The sequence below is a fragment of the Acinetobacter sp. 24-47-39 genome, from assembly GCF_056783825.1.
In genome coordinates this window covers 128510-146431 of the sequence record NZ_JBWYIP010000001.1, presented here as the reverse complement: position 1 = coordinate 146431, position 17922 = coordinate 128510, and the positions used below count along the sequence as shown (strand labels likewise).

The following is a 17922-nucleotide window of genomic DNA, read 5'->3' as shown; positions in this document are numbered from 1 at the left end:
CCAAGGTATTTAGTAATCTAAATTTTAATTCGTTTTCCTGCCAAACAATCCATCTCAGCTTATAATTAATCATTAAATTCATCAAAAATTTAATTCAGTTTAAGCGAGTCAAATAAAAAACTGCTGACCAACGCTGTATGAAATGCAGTTAGTTTTTTATTGACAAAAATACTATGTCCACCTTCTACTTGTTCATAAAAATACACATCATCAATTTGCTTATCTTTCATTTTAGCAGCCATTTTACGAGCGTGTACTGGTGTTACACGATCATCACTTGTAGCAGTATAAAATAAAACTGCAGGATATTTTTTTGATGGATTTTTTTGATCATCTAATAAATGATAAGGTGATATCGATCTCAAAAACTTAGCATGATCAGGATTTTCTGGATCACCATATTCAGCTATCCACGAATATCCTGCACCAATTTTATGAAAACGAAGCATATCAAGCACAGGAACCTCACACACAATAGCCTCAAACAAATCAGCGTATTGAGTCAGCATATTCCCCATCAATAAACCACCGTTACTACCACCAATTGCAGCCAATTTTTCTTTAACAGTTACACCACGCTGAATCAAATCTTGAGCTACTGCCGCAAAGTCTTCATATGAACGATGCCGATATTGCTTCAAAGCTTGCTGATGCCAATTTGGTCCATACTCCCCTCCACCTCGAATATTTGCCACAACATAGACACCACCTTTATTAATCCAAGAAGTCATCTCTTTGTCTAAAAACCTAGGTTGCAATGAAATTTCATAACCACCATAACCTTCGATCAACACTGGCTGATATGAAGAAAAATTCTTATTTTCTGAAATTTGGAAATAAGGAATCTGTGTTCCATCTTTAGAAGTTGCAAAATTCTGTTCAACGCGATAATCGTCTGGATTTAGAATATATTTTCTAGTCTTTAACTTTATTTTTTGTTTATTTTCAAAATTAATCAAATATTGTGTTTGAGGTTGAATAAAGCTCTCAACGGTCATTACAATTTCATTATTTTCTTTCTCAAATGAGTTAATTGAAATTTGAGAATAAATTCCATCAGCAAAAATTGTGTCTACGAGCTCTAAATTCTTTCCAATTTTATAAACTTCTAAATAATTACTCACATCCTTCATGATATTTAAAATTAAATAATCTTTAGTCAAAGCATAACTACTCATAATTTTTTTTGGAGTCGATTGAGCAATCACTTTGAAATTTCGATCTCCATTCAAGAAAGAATTAAAATCGATCATTAGCAAACTGCCAGATGTGTAATTCACTGAAATATGCCAATCAGATTTCAATTCAAGAAACATAAAATTCTGATGTAATGAAAAAAAAGCATTGTGTGGGATATCAATTCTTTGCTTTTGCTCACCTAAAAAAAACTCATTTTCATAAAAGTTTTTTATTCTCATAAAAATATGTTCAGCTTTACCTTCTAAATGATCAATATAAACAACGCCTTGTAAATCATCATTTTCCACACTAAAAACTGTTTCAGCTTGATCAATCGGTGTTCCACGTTTCCATCTTTTTACAATTCTCGGATATCCCGATAATGTAAGACTATCTTCACCAAAGTCAGTCATTACATATATTTCATTTTTATTGATCCAACACGTATTCGCTTTTGCTGTATCAACAAAGAATCCATCTTCGACAAATTTTTTCGTCTGTAAATCAAATTCACATATTTGATATGAATCAGAGCCCTGATCTGATAAATAAATCATGCAATGTGAAACGTCATTTTCTAAAAAATCAGCACCTGCAAAAGCCCAATGATGGTTTGCATTACGGCTTAATTCGTCTAAATCAAGAAGCAACTCCCAATCCGTATTTTCTTGTTGATATTTTTCCAGCGTGGTGCGTCGCCAAATACCAATTATATTTTTTTCATCTTGCCAGAAGTTATAGACATACTCTCTTTTTTTATAAATATATGGCAATGAATATGCACTTAACAAAACCTTTTCTATATCCCTATAGGCTTCGTCAAAATATTTGGATTTGGTGAATTTATCTTCTGTAAATGAATTTTCATGATTTACCCAATTCAGAGCTTCATTACTGTTGATTTCTTCTAAATATAAATATGGATCTGTCATACGTTATTTTTCATCTTATTAATCATGTATTGAGATTAGTCTACCTTGAAGAAATGTAATGATCTGTCAAACAGTGTTTGAGAATATGTAACTCAAAACTTAGACTTATTTAATAGCTGTGACTTGAATTTTTGACTTAAACCACATAGAATCTTACCTTCGCAATTTTTGCGACACGCTGTTTGTTTACATTCAGTTGTGACTCCTTGCTTCTAACAAATGCGTTAGGGGCTGCATAAAACCGTAAGGAGCTGACAATGCGTCACTACGAAATCGTAATTCTGGTACATCCAGACCAAAGCGATCAAGTGGTAGGTATGGTAGAACGCTATATCTCTCACATTAAAGATGCTGAAGGTCAAATTCACCGTCTTGAAGATTGGGGCCGTCGCCAATTGGCTTACCCAATTAACAAAATTCACAAAGCGCACTACATTTTAATGAACGTTGAATGTAACCAAACTACGCTTAATGAATTGGAAGAATTATTCCGTTACAACGATGCTATTCTTCGTAACGTTATTATTCGTCGTGAAAACGCAATCACTGAAGAGTCTTTATTGGCTAAGAGTGCTGAAGAAAAACGTGCGCGTAAAGCTCAACGTGAAGAAGCACAACAAGCTCAAGACTCTGCTGAAGCATAAGGAGAACATCAATGGCACGTTTCTACCGTCGTCGTAAGTTCTGCCGCTTTACAGCTGAGAACGTTACATATATCGACTATAAAGATATCGATACTTTAAAACAGTACATCACTGAAAACGGCAAGATTGTTCCTAGCCGTATTACAGGTACTAAAGCTCGTTACCAACGTCAATTAGCTCTTGCTATCAAACAAGCTCGCTACTTAGCGTTGATTCCTTACACTGACAATCATAAGTGAGGTTGAGCTGTGGATATTATCTTATTACAACGCATTAAGAACCTTGGTAAATTAGGTGATAAAGTTTCAGTTAAAGCTGGTTACGGCCGCAACTACTTAATCCCTCAAGGTAAAGCAGTTGCTGCTACTGAAGCTAACACTGCTGCATTTGAAGCTCGTCGTGCTGAACTTGAGAAGCAAGAAGCTGAAGTATTAGCTGCTGCTCAAGCACGTGCTGACCAATTGAACGAAGTAAATATCGTAATCACTGCGAAAGCTGGTGACGAAGGTAAACTATTTGGTTCTATCGGTACTCGTGACATCGCTGACGCGTTGACAAATGCTGGTCTTGAAGTTGACCGTGCTGAAGTTCGTTTACCGAACGGTGCACTTCGCCACACTGGCGAATTCAACATCGCAATCCAATTGCACCATGATGTTGTTGCTGAAGTTCTCGTTACTATCGTATCTGAGTAATTTTATGCAAAGAAAAAGAGCATGCATCAGCATGCTCTTTTTTTATCCCTAATAATTATAAAATTTGATTTAGCAAGCTGAAATTTAGACTTAGTTTTTTATTTGTTATCGATATTATTTGTTGCACTGTCTTGCTTGTGCATTTTGCATTAAGATAAGTCTCCCCTATTCATTTTCGTAATTATTGTAAATCAAGGTTTTATATGTCTCAGGCGACTGCCAAAAAAAATACGAATAACACTGAGTTAGATTTGCTAAAGAGTGAATCTTCAGCACTCAAAGAGTTTCGTACGCCTCCGCACAATCTTGCTATTGAACAGGCTGTTCTTGCCGCACTCATGACAGTAGCTGAGTCATTCGAACAGGTCAGCGATATATTAACCGAGAATGATTTTTACGCGACTCGACATAAATATATTTTTAGAGCAATTGAAAAACTTTCTAAAGAAAGTTCACCTTATGATGCCGTATTGGTCAATGATTGGTTAATCAAACAGAACCTGCTTGATGCGATTGGCGGTGAAGAATATTTAATGCAATTGATGGCGGATTCTCCATCAAGCTTTTATAACCTTGAAACTTATGCCAATAAAATACGTGAATTTGCAACTTTGAGAAATATGATCAAAGTTGGTAATGAAATTCTACAAAATGCGTATGACACGAAAGGCCGAGAAGTCAGTGAAATTTTAGATTTAGCTGAGACCAGTATCTTTTCTTTGGCTGAACAACACAATAACAATGCTAAAGCTCAAGGACCAAAAGCAATTAATACCGTTGTCGCAGATGTATTCGATAAACTCAACGAATTATCACAACTTGATGGGAATATTACTGGTCTGACCACAGGATTTGTGGAGCTTGATAATAAAACATCAGGTATGCAAGCTGGAGATATGATCGTCGTTGCTGCCCGTCCATCAATGGGTAAAACAACTTTCGCAATGAATTTAGTCGAAAGTGTGCTATTCAATTGCAACCTTCCTGCTCTCGTATTCTCCATGGAGATGCCTGCTGACTCTATTGCCATGCGTTTAATTTCCTCGTTTGGTAAAGTGCATCAAGGACATTTGCGATCTGGCAAATTAGATGGCGAAGAATGGAACAAGGTCACGGGAACGATTCTTCAATTGCAAGAAAAACATCTTTATATTGATGATTCATCTGCCCTCCCACCGACTGAAATGCGCGCACGTGCAAGACGTATCGCCAAACAACACGGTGGTAAACTGGGTTGCATCATGGTCGATTACCTGCAGTTAATGAAAGTACCAGGTATGGGTGATAACCGTGTGGGTGAAATTGGTGAAATTTCTCGAAGCTTGAAAGCATTGGCGAAAGAGATGCATTGCCCAGTGATTGCACTTTCGCAGCTTAACCGCTCACTCGAAAACCGTCCAAATAAACGTCCTGTAATGTCAGACTTACGTGAATCTGGAGCAATTGAGCAGGATGCCGATTTGATCATGTTCATTTATCGTGATGAGGTATATAACAAAGAGTCTAAAGAAGCCGGAACTGCCGAAATTATTATCGGTAAACAACGTAATGGTCCAATTGGTACCGTTCGACTCGCTTTTGAAGGTCAATATACGCGTTTTAGTAACTTGTCACCTGAATATTACGCACAGAACCAAGAAGAAGAGTAATTTTGCTTTGATCAATTCTTAGTTAAGAACGCACGAATTGATCTGACCTCAATTATCTTTTTTCAATTTAAAAGAATTAACCTTTCCACATGCCTCTAGGAGTAAATTAGAGTGCGCCAAGCAACGGTTTGTATTGACACACACGCATTGCAATACAATTTAAATCGCGTGAAACAACTTGCACCAAACTCTAAAGTTGTAAGTATGGTTAAGGCAAATGCTTATGGTCATGGAGTCTCAGATTGCTTAGCCGCATTGAGCCAGTCTGATGCTTTTGGCGTTGCATGTTTAGAAGAAGCACTTGAAATACGTGAATTAGGTTTTAAACAACCTATCACATTAATTGAAGGTGTTTTTTCTGAAGATGAAATGCAAATTGCGATTGACCAAAATATTGAAGTAATCGTTCATCATCATCAACAACTGCAGTGGTTGTTGCAAGTTAAAGATTCTTATATCGCCCGAAATCTAAAAGTATGGGTTAAACTAAATAGCGGAATGAACCGCTTAGGCTTCAAAATTGATGTAATCAAATCGATTATTCATCAATTAAAAAATGAAGGTTTTACCTGTGTACTTGCAATGCATTTTGCTAATGCAGATGTTGATCACCCTTTAAATGAACAACAAATATCTCAATTTCTTGAAGTAAAACAAGATTGTGCACCAATTTTAGCTTCGTGTTGTAATTCAGCAGCAATTTATAAATATCCTGAATTGCATTTTGACTATGTTCGTCCTGGTATTATGCTGTACGGCTCAACGCCATTTGCAGATCGTGACGTCCACGCTCTAGATTTAAAACCTGTCATGACATTCAGTGCTGAGATTATTGCACTTAACACCATTCAATCAGGTGAAGCTGTAGGTTATGGCTCAACCTTTGTTGCACAGCGACCTATGCAATTAGCAATTGTCTCGATCGGATATGGTGATGGGTATCCAAGAGCTTTTATTCGTGATAATACGGTTTCACTAGATGGTCAATTGACCCCATTGATCGGTCGAGTTGCCATGGATATGATTGCCATAGATGTCACTGATCTCAACGCAAAAATTGGTGATCTAGTAGAATTATGGGGTAAACATCGTTTAGTGGATGATGTGGCTGAAGCGAATGGTACGATTGGTTATGAGTTGTTATGTCGATTAAGCCAACGTCCGAAGCGTCTCAAAATGTAATGAGCGAATTAAATCAACGTAATGCTAAACAGCATTACGTTGTAGTTCATTAAAATCCGTATCCTGAGCGCGTGTCAAAAATCGAATTAAATAATCAGCTTGATCTTGAGTAAACTGTATTGGCGTAAATTGACTAAATCCCATATCTATTAAAGCCTGCTTCACTGGACTTTGTCGTCCTACAAACTTCATAGACCATTCTTGAAATTGTTTTTTTTCAATATTTTTTCGCTGAAATAGGCGAATTTGATGATGGCGTTTATCCTTGTGAAGCTTTTGCAACAATATATCTAGTGTGGCTTCATCACCCTCTAGACATTGAAAATAGTGCCCATCTGCATAATAAAGTGCTCCAGAAATTTGATGCTCATAATTGAAATGACGGGCTTCATTCAAGATTTCACGAACATCAATCAATAAGCGACTTGCATCTGCAGTCGACACACTCGCATAACTGAACTGTTGCATTGCTTCCCCTAATTTTTATAGTAATGATTTAATATTCAATGCAACTCAATTTAATCTAAACTTAATCATAAAGCAAAATTATTGCCAATAGTCTGCTGTTGGACGTGGCAAACCGTTTAATCCTTGACGCAAAGTATCTGACCAAAGTTTACTAATAGATGAGAAATATGGATCATCATCATGAATACGTTTAGACAATGGAATCGCAAAACTATCTTTTTTATAAATACATGCATCTAGTGGTAAGCCCACAGAAACATTAGATCTAAGGGTTGAATCAAATGAAATTAAACCGCATCTTAATGCTTCATCTAACTCAGTATTGTAATTTAATGCACGATCTAAAATTGGTTTACCGTATTTACTTTCCCCAATCTGAAAAAAGGGCGTATCTGACGTCGCATTGATAAAATTACCCTGAGGATAAATATTATATAACTGAATATCCTCCCCTTGAATTTGACCAGAAAGTAAAATCGTACAGTGATAATTACTTTGCTCTAGTTGATCAGTAGTCACATCCATAATGACACGCTTTAAAGTATGACCAACCAATTCAGCCATCTCGAACATGCTATTCACACTATACAAATTAGGTTCGTGTTTTAAATCTAGCTGATTCTGTAAATGTCCTATAACGGCTTGTGTCGTCGCCAAATTACCCGCAGTTTGTATACTGATAAAACGCTCACCCTCAACACCGAAAAGATAGAGTTTACGAAATACAGAGATATGATCTACACCTGCATTTGTTCGCGTGTCACTGATACAAATTAAGCCATCACGTAAACGCATAGCACAACAATAGGTCATTGAAATCTCTCTTCTAAATTTTGTTCTAACACGGTAATACCTGAACGATGGTCGTCATACTCTCCACGCCACCAGCTTCTCGCACACCTCTGATAGGTGCAACGTCCCAATAATCACGCCCTAATGCAATATAAATGTGTGAACTTGGCGTATAGAGCTGATTGCTAACATCAAATGTATACCAAACTCCATCTAGATAAGCTTCAGCCCAAGCATGGCTCGCCAAATGACTCATTTCTGGAACGTAAAGATATCCAGAAACATAACGCGCAGGAATATTTAACTCTCTACACATACCTACAAATACATGAGTATGATCCTGACATACCCCTTGTTGATGATGGAATGCATCTATTGCCGTAGTATTCACTTGAGTAGAATCTGAAATATATGGCATATGCTCAAGCAATGCAGAACTTAAATGTTTTAATTCATCACGAGTCTTTTTAATTACATGTTGAGCTGCAAAAGCTTTCATTTCAGCATCACATTGAGTCGCTGGGGTAATTTGTAGAAAAATACCGACTGGCACTTCTGACTCAATAGCTTGTTCTGAAACTGTATCGATTTCAATAATGCCCTGCGCCATAATACTTAAACTTTGATATGCATAGCGTTGAGTCGAAGTGATCCAAATGTTATTAAAGGCATCTTTTGCTTCGACCTTATAACCAGGAATACTCACTGACCAAGCATCTACTTTTTGGTGAGCATTACTTTGAGGACACATTCGTATATATTGGATACTATTTTTTGCTGTTTCCGTATATTGATAATGGGTTTGATGATTAATCATCAATTTCATGCATCCACCTCAAATAAACATTGCACCTGATCATTCAATTGGTAAAAGCTATTAGCGTTTGGATGCGCTAAAAGATGTTGCCAAGCCTCATCTAAACTGTCCCATCCTTTAGACTTCAACAGTTCAATCACAACACTTAAAGAATTGATTGTAGAATTAACATCCTGATTCAATCTTATTTCACAATCAAGATTTTCGAAATATTGTCCTAGACTAAAAAACAGAAAAATGTCTTCATTTTCAGCTTCTAGAATATCGCTACACTCATCAACAACAGTACAAATTAATCCTGCATTTTGTGTCGCTGTATCCACCATCTGTTTTAATTCTGAATAAGCCTGAACTGACAATACACCACGTAAATCTTGAATATTATTTTTCACACATTCAAATTGTTGAAAGAAAGAAGCAGGCTGATCATTACTCAGAATCAGCTCATTGAGCGAACACGCATTAAAAGCGGGTAAGCAAAAAGCATGGGCATACTGCAATGCTTGAACATCATCTTGAAATGGAAACTGACCACATAAATGTTGAATACGAGATAAATAACGGCCAACCCAGTAAATATTTTGTGCATTGCTATTTAATATAATCATGACAAGCTCCTGGTTGTATATTTATGAATGTAACGGATCTATAACCCATGTATCTTTAATGCCACCACCCTGTGATGAATTTACAACTAATGACCCTTCTTGCATCGCAACTCGGGTTAAACCTCCCGGCACGATTTCTATACGATACGGTGAACTTAAAATAAACGGTCTTAAATCAATATGGCGTTCAGCGATGCCGAATTCAGTTAAAGTGGGCGCGACTGAAAGCGCTAAAGTTGGTTGTGCAATGTAAGCATGTGGCTGTGCAATTAATTTTAATCTAAATTGTTCAATTTCTTGTTCGGTCGCTTTAGGACCAATTAACATGCCATACCCCCCTGAACCTTGCGCCTCTTTAACCACTAATTTTTCTAAATTACAAAGTACATAATCGAGTTCTTCACGTTCACGACATTGGTAAGTCGGTACGTTATTTAAAATTGGCTTCTGGTTTAGATAGTAATCAATCATTTTATCGACATAAGGATAGATTGATTTGTCATCTGCCACCCCTGTGCCAGGTGCATTCGCAATCACGACATTGTGTTGTAAATATGCAGACATTAGGCCAGGTACACCTAATGTACTGTCTGGCATAAAACACAATGGATCAAGAAATCCATCATCTAGGCGTCGGTAAATGACATCGACTTGTTTTTTACCCCAAACGGTTTTGGCATAGACCTTAGCATTTTCAACGAATAAATCCTGACCTGTAACTAGAGGAACATCCATCTCACGTGCGAGGAAACAATGCTCATAATATGCACTGTTATATCGACCGGGTGTAAGCACCACGATAAATGGGTTATCTACTTCAGCATTTTCCTCGAGTATTTGTCTTAAAAGTTGCGGATATTGCTCTACACCTTGTAAATTTGATGACTTACAAGGTTCGGGCATCATTTTTTCACTAATTTTTCGACTTTCCAACATATAAGACACGCCTGATGGTGTTCTTAAATTGTCTTCTAGTACAAAGAAGTCACCTTGCTGATCACGAATAATATCGATTCCGCTAATTTGACTATAAACTTTACCTTTCAATGAATGTTTATACATCAATGGTTGGTATGCTTCATGAGTGAGCACTTGCAGCTCAGGCACTAAACCGTCTTTTAAAATCGCCTGATTATGGTAAATATCATCTAAAAAAAAGTTCAATGCTTGCACTCTTTGTGCACAGCCTTGCTCTATTTTGTGCCATTGTTGTTTGGCAATTACACGTGGAATTAAGTCATAAGGAATAATGCGATCTGTACCCTCAGCATCACCATAAACTGTAAATGTAATGCCCTGATAGAGAAAATGTTCCTTCGCTTGGTGATTTAATGATTTCAGCTCATCCAAGCTTCTTTCACATAACCAATTTTCGATTTTGCTAGATGCCTCTACCCCAATGGTTTTATCATCTAAAAGTTCATTATAAAATTCAGATTTAAGTTGATCGAATAAGTACGCAGTGCTGTTTTGTTTAACTTCGATCTGCTTAGATTTTTCAAAAGCTTCGACGGTATGATCAGCCTCAAAATTTGCGAGAATTGAAGTGGTATTTTTTTCCTCTTTTAGCATACATACCTCTTAATTGTTATCAATTGTAAACAAAATTAAGCAATTTCAATGCCAAAAATTTACCTATTCATCTATTAATGCCCCATTTTTGAAGCATTCACAACGAAAAATGGCCTAAAGATGTATCGAAATATAGTCAAAAGCCTCACTTTCCATGCTTGCTTATCTCTTAAAGATTTTTTATTGTGTGTTTGAAAAATATTTTCTCTTTATTCATTAGTTGATTATGTCCTCTCAAGAAAAAGAAACATCGAATAGCTTATATCGACAGTGGCAAATTCTTTCACGCTTGACCACTGGTAAATGGATGGGTACACGAGAGTTGCAAGAGACGTTGCAAAGAGAAGGTATTGAAATCAGTTTAAGAACCATTCAACGTGATTTAAATCAAATTTCTCAAAGATTTCCTATTGAGAGTAATAAAACTGTACCACAAGGTTGGCGTTGGCGATCAGATGCCCCTATTCAAAGCTTGCCGCATATGACCAGCTCTCAAGCGGTCACCTTTATGATGGTTGAAGAGCATTTGAAGCATTTGCTTCCACCAAGTTTAATTGAGGAGATGAACCCTTGGTTCGAGCTTGCAAAACGCAGCTTATCTACACAAAACAATGTACGTCAATGGATTAACCGTGTCCGTATTGTTCCAGCAAGCCAGCCCTTGATCCCTCCTGTTGTAGAGAAACATGCGCAGCAAGCCATTTATGAAGGTCTATTACAAGATAAACAGATCGAATGCATATATCGTGCGCGTGGACCTGAAAGTGAAGAACGTGGTTATACCTTAAACCCGCTTGCATTGGTTCAAAAGGGTTCAATCATTTATTTGATTTGTACTCGACATGACAAATCAGAAGTTCAAACCTTTGCTTTACATCGTTTTAAATCTGCAAAAGTTCTAGAGCAACGCGCCTTACACCCTGTTGACTTTGATATTGATGCTTACATTGAATCTGGTGCGCTCGGCTTCAGAGTTGATTTCAATAAACCCACTGAGCTCGTTCAACTCGAACTCTTTATGAATAAAGCTGATGCACTTTACTTTTCCGAAAGCCAACTCAGTAAAGATCAATCCATCACACAAGTATCTGATGATCTCTTTAAAGTGGTGGCTAATGTGCCCTTTACTTCACAATTGGTTTGGTGGCTCAGAAGCTTCGGCAAAAAAATCATTCGTATTGAACCACTCGATGTATTTAACGCCGTTCATGAAATTGAAAATTAAAAAAGAGCCAAATTGGCTCTGAAGATTTTTTATTATCATATTTTCAGTATTGCGCTGATTTCTTATTGTGTTGAGTTTAAATACGTGAACTAAACTCCCCTTTAGCCCACGTATACTTTTCAATGTCGTTGGATTATGATTTACATCGTGCAGCATGCAATTTCATAACCATTATAACGAATACGCTTCATCGTCATGGCCTTTCCTCTTTGTTTTGAACGTAGAGTCAATATAGCCACTTCAACATTGAATGAGAAATAATCAAAATTTATTTATTAATCTATATTCTTGTTAAACGTAAATAATAAATTATTTATCTAATTTATGAATAAATCGTTATACGAGGATCAAAAAAACCCGCATCAAGCGGGTTTTTTGGACTGCAACAGGCTTAAGCAGATTTTTTAGTTTGTGCATTCTTACGAATCGTAATCATCACCAATTGAACAGCAGCAGGTGTTACGCCCGGAATACGACTTGCTTGAGCAAGAGTTTCAGGACGAACTTCTTTGAGTTTCAAAGTAATTTCACGAGATAAACCAGATACCACGTCATAATTAAAATCAGCTGGAATCTTAGTCTCTTCTAAGCGCTTCATTTGCGCTACATCCTGATGCTGACGGTTAATATAACCCTCATATTTAACTGCAATCTCAATTTGGTCACCCACTTGAGCAGAAACATCAGAACCAGTGAGTTCCGCAATTTGAGCAAAAGTAATGTTCGGACGTTTCAACAAATCAATCGCAGAACATTCTTTAGAAAGATCCGCACCTGTCATTTCAACGAATTTTTTACCCATTGGATTGTTAGGTGCAGCCCAAAGATGTTGTAAACGACCTGTTTCACGCTCAACCGCTTCCATTTTTTCGCAGTATGCTGCCCAACGTTCGTCATCTACAAGACCCATTTCACGACCGATTGGCGTCAAGCGTTGGTCTGCATTATCTTCACGAAGCATCAAACGGTATTCCGCACGTGATGTGAACATACGGTAAGGTTCTTTCGTACCTAAAGTGATTAAGTCATCGACCAATACACCCATGTACGCTTCATCACGCTTCGGTGTCCATTGTTCTTGATCCCACGCACGGCGTGCAGCATTCAAACCTGCAAGTAAACCCTGTGCACCGGCTTCTTCATAACCTGTCGTACCGTTGATTTGACCCGCAAAGTACAAGTTATTAATCGCTTTAGTCTCTAAAGTGAATTTCAACGCTTGTGGGTTGAAGTAATCATATTCAATCGCATAACCCGGACGAAGAATGTGCGCATTTTCCATACCACGGATTGAGCGTACTAACTCAAACTGAACATCAAATGGAAGCGATGTAGAAATACCATTTGGATAAAGTTCATGTGTATCTAGGCCTTCAGGCTCAAGGAATACTTGATGAGAATCTTTATCGGCAAATTTATGAATTTTATCTTCGATTGACGGACAGTAACGTGGACCTACACCTTCAATCACACCAGTATACATCGGTGAACGGTCTAGGCCGCCACGGATAATCTCATGTGTTTTTTCATTGGTATGCGTGATGTAGCAGTTGACTTGCTCTGGGTGCATAGATGCATCACCCATAAATGACATCGTTGGTGATGGGAAGTCACCCGGCTGTGGTATCATGACAGAGAAATCTACAGAACGTGCATCAATACGTGGTGGCGTACCTGTTTTTAAACGACCGACTGGCAATTGAAGCTCACGTAAACGGTGCGCTAAAGAAATTGAAGGTGGATCACCTGCACGACCGCCGCTTGATTTCTCAAGACCAACATGAATCACGCCACCCAAGAATGTCCCAGCGGTTAACACGACTGTTTTCGCATCAAAGCGAATCCCCATTTGTGTTACCACACCTTTAACGGTATCGCCGTCAACAATGAGGTCATCTGCTGCTTGTTGGAAAATATCAAGATTGGCTTGGTTTTCTAATGTTTCGCGAATAGCCGCTTTATAACGTACACGGTCAGCCTGCGCACGCGTTGCACGAACTGCAGCACCTTTACGTGAGTTCAGAATACGGAACTGAATACCACCCTTGTCTGCTGCGAGCGCCATCGCACCACCTAAGGCATCAATTTCGCGAACAAGGTGTGATTTACCAATACCACCAATCGCTGGGTTACAGCTCATCTGCCCTAAAGTCTCAATATTATGAGTTAAGAGTAAAGTCTGTCGACCCATACGTGCCGCAGCAAGCGCTGCTTCTGTACCAGCGTGTCCGCCACCGATAACAATGACATCGTAAACTTTAGGATAATGCATAGTGGTATATGAGGAGATAAAAATAATGACAGAAAATTATAGCAAATTTTGTTTGCCTTGAGACAATCGAGAACAATTTAATTCTAATTTTTTTGAAGTCCAATAATATAAACTATTTTGATATAAAAATTTATAAATTTTGCAGATTTAAGTGATTTTTTAACAATTTAGAAAATTTATTTACAGCATTGCCCTTCCATTGATTTGACTATTTTTTCAACATATTCCTGTCATATTTTTTAACAAGAGTATACGAACATGAAAGTCCAGTTATTTACGATGTCAATGTTATGTTGTTTGGGTCTAAGCGTAAGTAGTATGAGTATTGCGAATGACAAAGTTGATAATGCCTATAATGCCAAACAATTCCAAAGCGTATGTAAGGGTAAAAGCGAAGGCGATGCTGTCAGCTTCCCGTATAAAGGAATCATTTGGAATGGTACTTGCCAAACTCAATTTTTCCCTACCCAAAGTAAAGATTTGAAAGGCAATGAAGAGCAGCTTAATTCAGCTTGTAAGTCTGATGCAGCGAGTGTTTCCGTGAATATTGAAGGTCAAGAATATAAAGGCAAATGTGCACTCGGATATGCGCCACCGATGCCAAAAGCATCTTAACCTATTTTTTTAAATTCGACCGTTTATGCAACCAATTGAAAAATTGGTTGCTTTTATTTATTGATAACGATAAAACCAAATTAAAAATAACGATCTATTTATAAATAACACAACAAAATTCAGGATGAATTTATGGACACAGGGATCCTTACAATTTTTTTACCTTTAGCACTTGCAATTGTGATGGCGGGTTTAGGACTTGAACTCACTGTTCAAGATTTTCTACGCGTTCGTAAACACCCTAAAGCAGTGCTCATCGCATTATTTTCCCAACTCGTCATTTTGGTTGGCGTTGCATTTATTATATGTAAAATACTCAATCTATCGCCTTACTTGGCTGTCGGCTTAGTGTTGCTTGCTGCCTCACCTGGGGGCGCGACAGCCAATCTGTTTAGCTATTTATATAAAGGTGATGTTGCCCTCAACATCACCTTGACTGCGATTAATGCCATTATTGCTGCAGTGACCTTGCCGCTGATCGTGAATTTTGCAATCACACATTTCATTCAGGATTCAACTCAAATTGGTCTGCAATTTAGTAAAATTTTACAAGTGTTCGCCATTATTCTTATTCCAGTTGCCCTCGGTATGTTTGTGCGCTACAAATTTCCAAATGTTGCAACCAAACTAGAAAAACCAGTGCGTATTTTTGCCGTTGTATTCTTAGTGTTAATTATTGTCGGTGCAGTACTTTCTGAACGTGCCAACATTATGAATTATCTTGCTCAAATTGGTTTGGCAACAGCGTTATTTTGTATCGCAAGTCTTAGCGTTGGTTATTTTCTACCACGCTTCTTTGGTGTACCGAGTTTTCAAGCAAGAGCGTGTGCTTTTGAAATTGGTATCCATAACAGTACTTTGGCCATGGCGATTGCAATTACGATAATGAATAGCAGCGAAATTGCAATGCCAGCAGCTGTTTATTCAATCTTTATGTATATCTTCGCTGCTATTTTCGGCATGTTGCTGAATCGTTTTGCACCATTAGACCATCCGGCTGAGTTAACTCGAAACCACTCACAAATTAACTGATATTAATTGAGTTAACCAACTCATCTTAAAGGCACTGTAATCGTGCCTTTATTTATGCTTCAGGTTTTATCTGCATTCTTAAAGCGAATACAGTACAATGCTAACCCTCGTATTGCATATTTAGGTTTTTTTACTGTGAAGTGGTTACAAATCCATATTACTGTCGATCAAGCACAAGTTGATTTTACTGAAACATTATTATTATCTCTTGGTGCAGTCAGTGTGACGCTAGATGATGCAGAAGATCAAGCGTTATTAGAACCACTTCCAGGTGAGACTCCGCTTTGGAACAAAGTCATCGTAACGGGTATTTACGCTCAAGAAGATGATGAAGAAATCGATGTCGTCGCACTAGAAACTTTCATTAAAGACCAGATGCCTGAAGCGCCTTTACGTTATGAGTTTATCGAAGATCAAGAGTGGGAACGCACTTGGATGGATGCATATGAGCCAATTCAAATTGGTGAAAAATATTGGATCGTGCCTGAGTGGATGGAAGCACCCGAAACGGATGCGGTCAATATTAAATTAGATCCAGGCCTAGCTTTTGGTACAGGTAATCATGCTTCAACATTCCTCTGCCTACAATGGTTAGGTAAAACCGATGTAAAAGACAAAATCGTCATCGATTACGGCTGTGGTTCTGGCATTCTAGGTGTTGCTGCCCTACTGCTTGGTGCAAAAAAAGTATATGCAACAGATATTGATCCTCAAGCTGTACTCGCTACACAACAAAATGCTGAATTAAATGGCGTTCTCGAAAATTTATATGTCGGCTTACCTGAAGAATTTAATCAAGCACTCGGTGAGCAAAAGGCAGATGTATTTGTCGCAAATATTCTTGCTGGCCCACTGATGGCACTTGCTGAGGAGTTTTCAACACTCATTCAACCTGAGGGTGAATTCGCACTAGCCGGTATTATTGAAGAGCAAGTTGATGATGTTTCTCGTGTTTATGCTGAATTTTTTGATATATTAGACAAAGAAAAGCGTGATGAAAATTGGTACCGTCTTTCTGGGAAACGCCATAAATAAGTAGAGCTTAATTTAAGATATGAGTGATAAACAAACCCGCTGCCCAAATTGCTCCACAATTTACAAGGTATCAGTCACCCAGTTAACTGTTGCCGAGGGTATGGTTTGTTGTCCTAAATGTTCTGCTGAGTTTAATGCGCTTCTACATCTATTCAATCCTCAACCGAAAGTGATTGAACCTTTAATCACAGAAGGCCAAGACAGTACAGCACCATCTGAAGATGTGATTGAACCAAAACAAGAACAACACCTATTGGATATTTTCGATCGTAAAGTTGCAAATTCAAACATAACCTTGCGTACGTATTTAAATAACTTAAATACGTTCAATCACGATCCGATTACCAATTACCCATCTTTAAATCTTTCATCATCGATCCATGCCAATAGCCAATCGAAACCAAGAACTAGGCTTTATATTGCGACATGGGCGATCGTAAATACAATTTTAGCGTTATTACTGGTTTTTCAATTTTTATGGTTTAACCCAAATGTATTGCAACGCTCAACTGTGCTAAATCAGGCATTTATATCAGCATGTAACTTATTTAATTGTGACACGCTTGATGAACGCTATACCCATATAAAAGTACAAGACCTCAATATTGAGTCAACATCAGCGATCTCCACTGTTTTTTCAGGTCACTTGGTGAACCAATATAGCAAAGGGCTAAAACTGCCTCTGTTGAAAATAAGCATTTTTCAACAAGGTAAATTGATTTCATCCTCTATTAAAGCACCCAATGAATATTTAGTAGAAAGTTTGCATGGAATTACACGAATTCCTCAAGATAGTCCATTTGGTTTCAAATTTAGTATAAATTTTTCTCAATCTGAGTTTGACAATTATAAATTGGAAGTTATACGACCATAAGATCAAAAAAAACGATAAAAAAATTAAAAAAAATGTAGTTTTCTTGCTCACTTTTTCATAGACAATGGTATGATACGCGCCACGAAAGCTTTGTACCGCAAACTCCTCGCAATTTCTCAAAATAAATACAGTTCTGTTCATGTGCTTAATTTTTTTATTCAGCGCATCAGGGATGTTTTTTGTTTTATGTGGAACCGTAACAAATATTAAACTATTGTTACGCTTATTTTTCACTCAATTGCTCTAGTTGTGGCAAGCTAATTGTTCTTGTTTTAGAGTCGACCGTTTTAGGACCTAAAACGGAGCTCGTTTTTTTTATTTTGACCACAAA

Annotated in this window: 17 protein-coding genes; 10 read left to right on the top strand and 7 right to left on the bottom strand. The window is 37.6% G+C overall.

Annotated elements, in window-relative coordinates:
* Nucleotides 1-89: 89 nt before the first annotated feature.
* Nucleotides 90-2111 carry a prolyl oligopeptidase family serine peptidase gene (locus AC1M9C_RS00705; RefSeq protein ID WP_481953015.1) on the bottom strand — a complete coding sequence of 674 codons (2022 nt, stop codon included), beginning with the start codon at nucleotides 2109-2111 and terminating at the stop codon, nucleotides 90-92.
* A gap of 257 nt (nucleotides 2112-2368) precedes the next feature.
* On the opposite strand from AC1M9C_RS00705, the gene rpsF reads away from it, so the two are divergent.
* From rpsF to alr, 5 genes are all read left to right on the top strand, one after another.
* Complete coding sequence (gene rpsF / locus AC1M9C_RS00700) at nucleotides 2369-2755, top strand: 30S ribosomal protein S6 (RefSeq protein ID WP_035267614.1); 387 nt, start codon at nucleotides 2369-2371, stop codon at nucleotides 2753-2755.
* An 11-nt stretch (nucleotides 2756-2766) separates the two neighbouring features.
* The gene (rpsR, locus tag AC1M9C_RS00695) at nucleotides 2767-2994 is read left to right on the top strand and encodes a 30S ribosomal protein S18 (protein ID WP_004719336.1); all 228 of its coding nucleotides are present in this window, start codon (nucleotides 2767-2769) and stop codon (nucleotides 2992-2994) included.
* Nucleotides 2995-3003: 9 nt separating this feature from the next.
* Nucleotides 3004-3450 (top strand): 50S ribosomal protein L9, encoded by a 447-nt coding sequence (rplI, locus tag AC1M9C_RS00690; RefSeq protein WP_035267617.1) that lies wholly within the window; start codon nucleotides 3004-3006, stop codon nucleotides 3448-3450.
* Nucleotides 3451-3653: 203 nt separating this feature from the next.
* Nucleotides 3654-5099, top strand: coding sequence for a replicative DNA helicase (dnaB, locus tag AC1M9C_RS00685; protein WP_035267619.1), 1446 nt, complete (start codon nucleotides 3654-3656; stop codon nucleotides 5097-5099).
* 111 nt (nucleotides 5100-5210) lie between these two features.
* The gene (gene alr, locus AC1M9C_RS00680; protein ID WP_481953014.1) at nucleotides 5211-6281 is read left to right on the top strand and encodes an alanine racemase; all 1071 of its coding nucleotides are present in this window, start codon (nucleotides 5211-5213) and stop codon (nucleotides 6279-6281) included.
* Between the two features lie 24 nt (nucleotides 6282-6305).
* Here alr and AC1M9C_RS00675 read toward each other — a convergent pair whose 3' ends face one another.
* From AC1M9C_RS00675 to AC1M9C_RS00655, 5 genes are all read right to left on the bottom strand, one after another.
* Nucleotides 6306-6749, bottom strand: coding sequence for a BLUF domain-containing protein (locus AC1M9C_RS00675; RefSeq protein WP_481953013.1), 444 nt, complete (start codon nucleotides 6747-6749; stop codon nucleotides 6306-6308).
* Nucleotides 6750-6827: 78 nt separating this feature from the next.
* A complete protein-coding gene (locus AC1M9C_RS00670; RefSeq protein ID WP_481953012.1) occupies nucleotides 6828-7562 on the bottom strand; it encodes a proteasome-type protease in 735 nt (244 codons plus the stop codon).
* A gap of 25 nt (nucleotides 7563-7587) precedes the next feature.
* Nucleotides 7588-8367, bottom strand: coding sequence for a transglutaminase family protein (locus tag AC1M9C_RS00665; protein WP_481953011.1), 780 nt, complete (start codon nucleotides 8365-8367; stop codon nucleotides 7588-7590).
* Complete coding sequence (locus AC1M9C_RS00660; RefSeq protein ID WP_481953010.1) at nucleotides 8364-8966, bottom strand: hypothetical protein; 603 nt, start codon at nucleotides 8964-8966, stop codon at nucleotides 8364-8366. The genes AC1M9C_RS00665 and AC1M9C_RS00660 overlap by 4 nt, the downstream gene beginning before the upstream one ends.
* A 21-nt stretch (nucleotides 8967-8987) precedes the next feature.
* Complete coding sequence (locus AC1M9C_RS00655) at nucleotides 8988-10538, bottom strand: circularly permuted type 2 ATP-grasp protein (protein ID WP_481953009.1); 1551 nt, start codon at nucleotides 10536-10538, stop codon at nucleotides 8988-8990.
* A 226-nt stretch (nucleotides 10539-10764) separates the two neighbouring features.
* Here AC1M9C_RS00655 and AC1M9C_RS00650 point away from each other — a divergent pair, with 226 nt between their 5' ends.
* On the top strand, nucleotides 10765-11763 hold the full coding sequence (locus AC1M9C_RS00650; protein ID WP_179998271.1) for a helix-turn-helix transcriptional regulator: 999 nt from the start codon (nucleotides 10765-10767) through the stop codon (nucleotides 11761-11763).
* Between the two features lie 391 nt (nucleotides 11764-12154).
* Here the strand turns inward: AC1M9C_RS00650 and mnmG are convergent, their stop codons facing one another.
* On the bottom strand, nucleotides 12155-14035 hold the full coding sequence (mnmG, locus tag AC1M9C_RS00645; protein ID WP_481953008.1) for a tRNA uridine-5-carboxymethylaminomethyl(34) synthesis enzyme MnmG: 1881 nt from the start codon (nucleotides 14033-14035) through the stop codon (nucleotides 12155-12157).
* Between the two features lie 258 nt (nucleotides 14036-14293).
* Between mnmG and AC1M9C_RS00640 the strand changes: the two genes are divergently transcribed.
* The 4 genes from AC1M9C_RS00640 (at nucleotide 14294) to AC1M9C_RS00625 (ending at nucleotide 17591) form a co-directional block, all read left to right on the top strand.
* Nucleotides 14294-14650, top strand: a complete 357-nt coding sequence (locus AC1M9C_RS00640; protein ID WP_035267631.1) for a hypothetical protein — start codon at nucleotides 14294-14296, stop codon at nucleotides 14648-14650.
* 132 nt (nucleotides 14651-14782) lie between these two features.
* On the top strand, nucleotides 14783-15682 hold the full coding sequence (locus AC1M9C_RS00635) for a bile acid:sodium symporter family protein (RefSeq protein WP_035267632.1): 900 nt from the start codon (nucleotides 14783-14785) through the stop codon (nucleotides 15680-15682).
* A gap of 135 nt (nucleotides 15683-15817) precedes the next feature.
* Entirely contained in the window at nucleotides 15818-16717 is a 900-nt protein-coding gene (gene prmA / locus AC1M9C_RS00630; protein WP_481953183.1) for a 50S ribosomal protein L11 methyltransferase, read from the top strand.
* A gap of 19 nt (nucleotides 16718-16736) precedes the next feature.
* Nucleotides 16737-17591 (top strand): DUF3426 domain-containing protein, encoded by an 855-nt coding sequence (locus AC1M9C_RS00625; RefSeq protein ID WP_481953007.1) that lies wholly within the window; start codon nucleotides 16737-16739, stop codon nucleotides 17589-17591.
* Nucleotides 17592-17922: the final 331 nt, after the last annotated feature.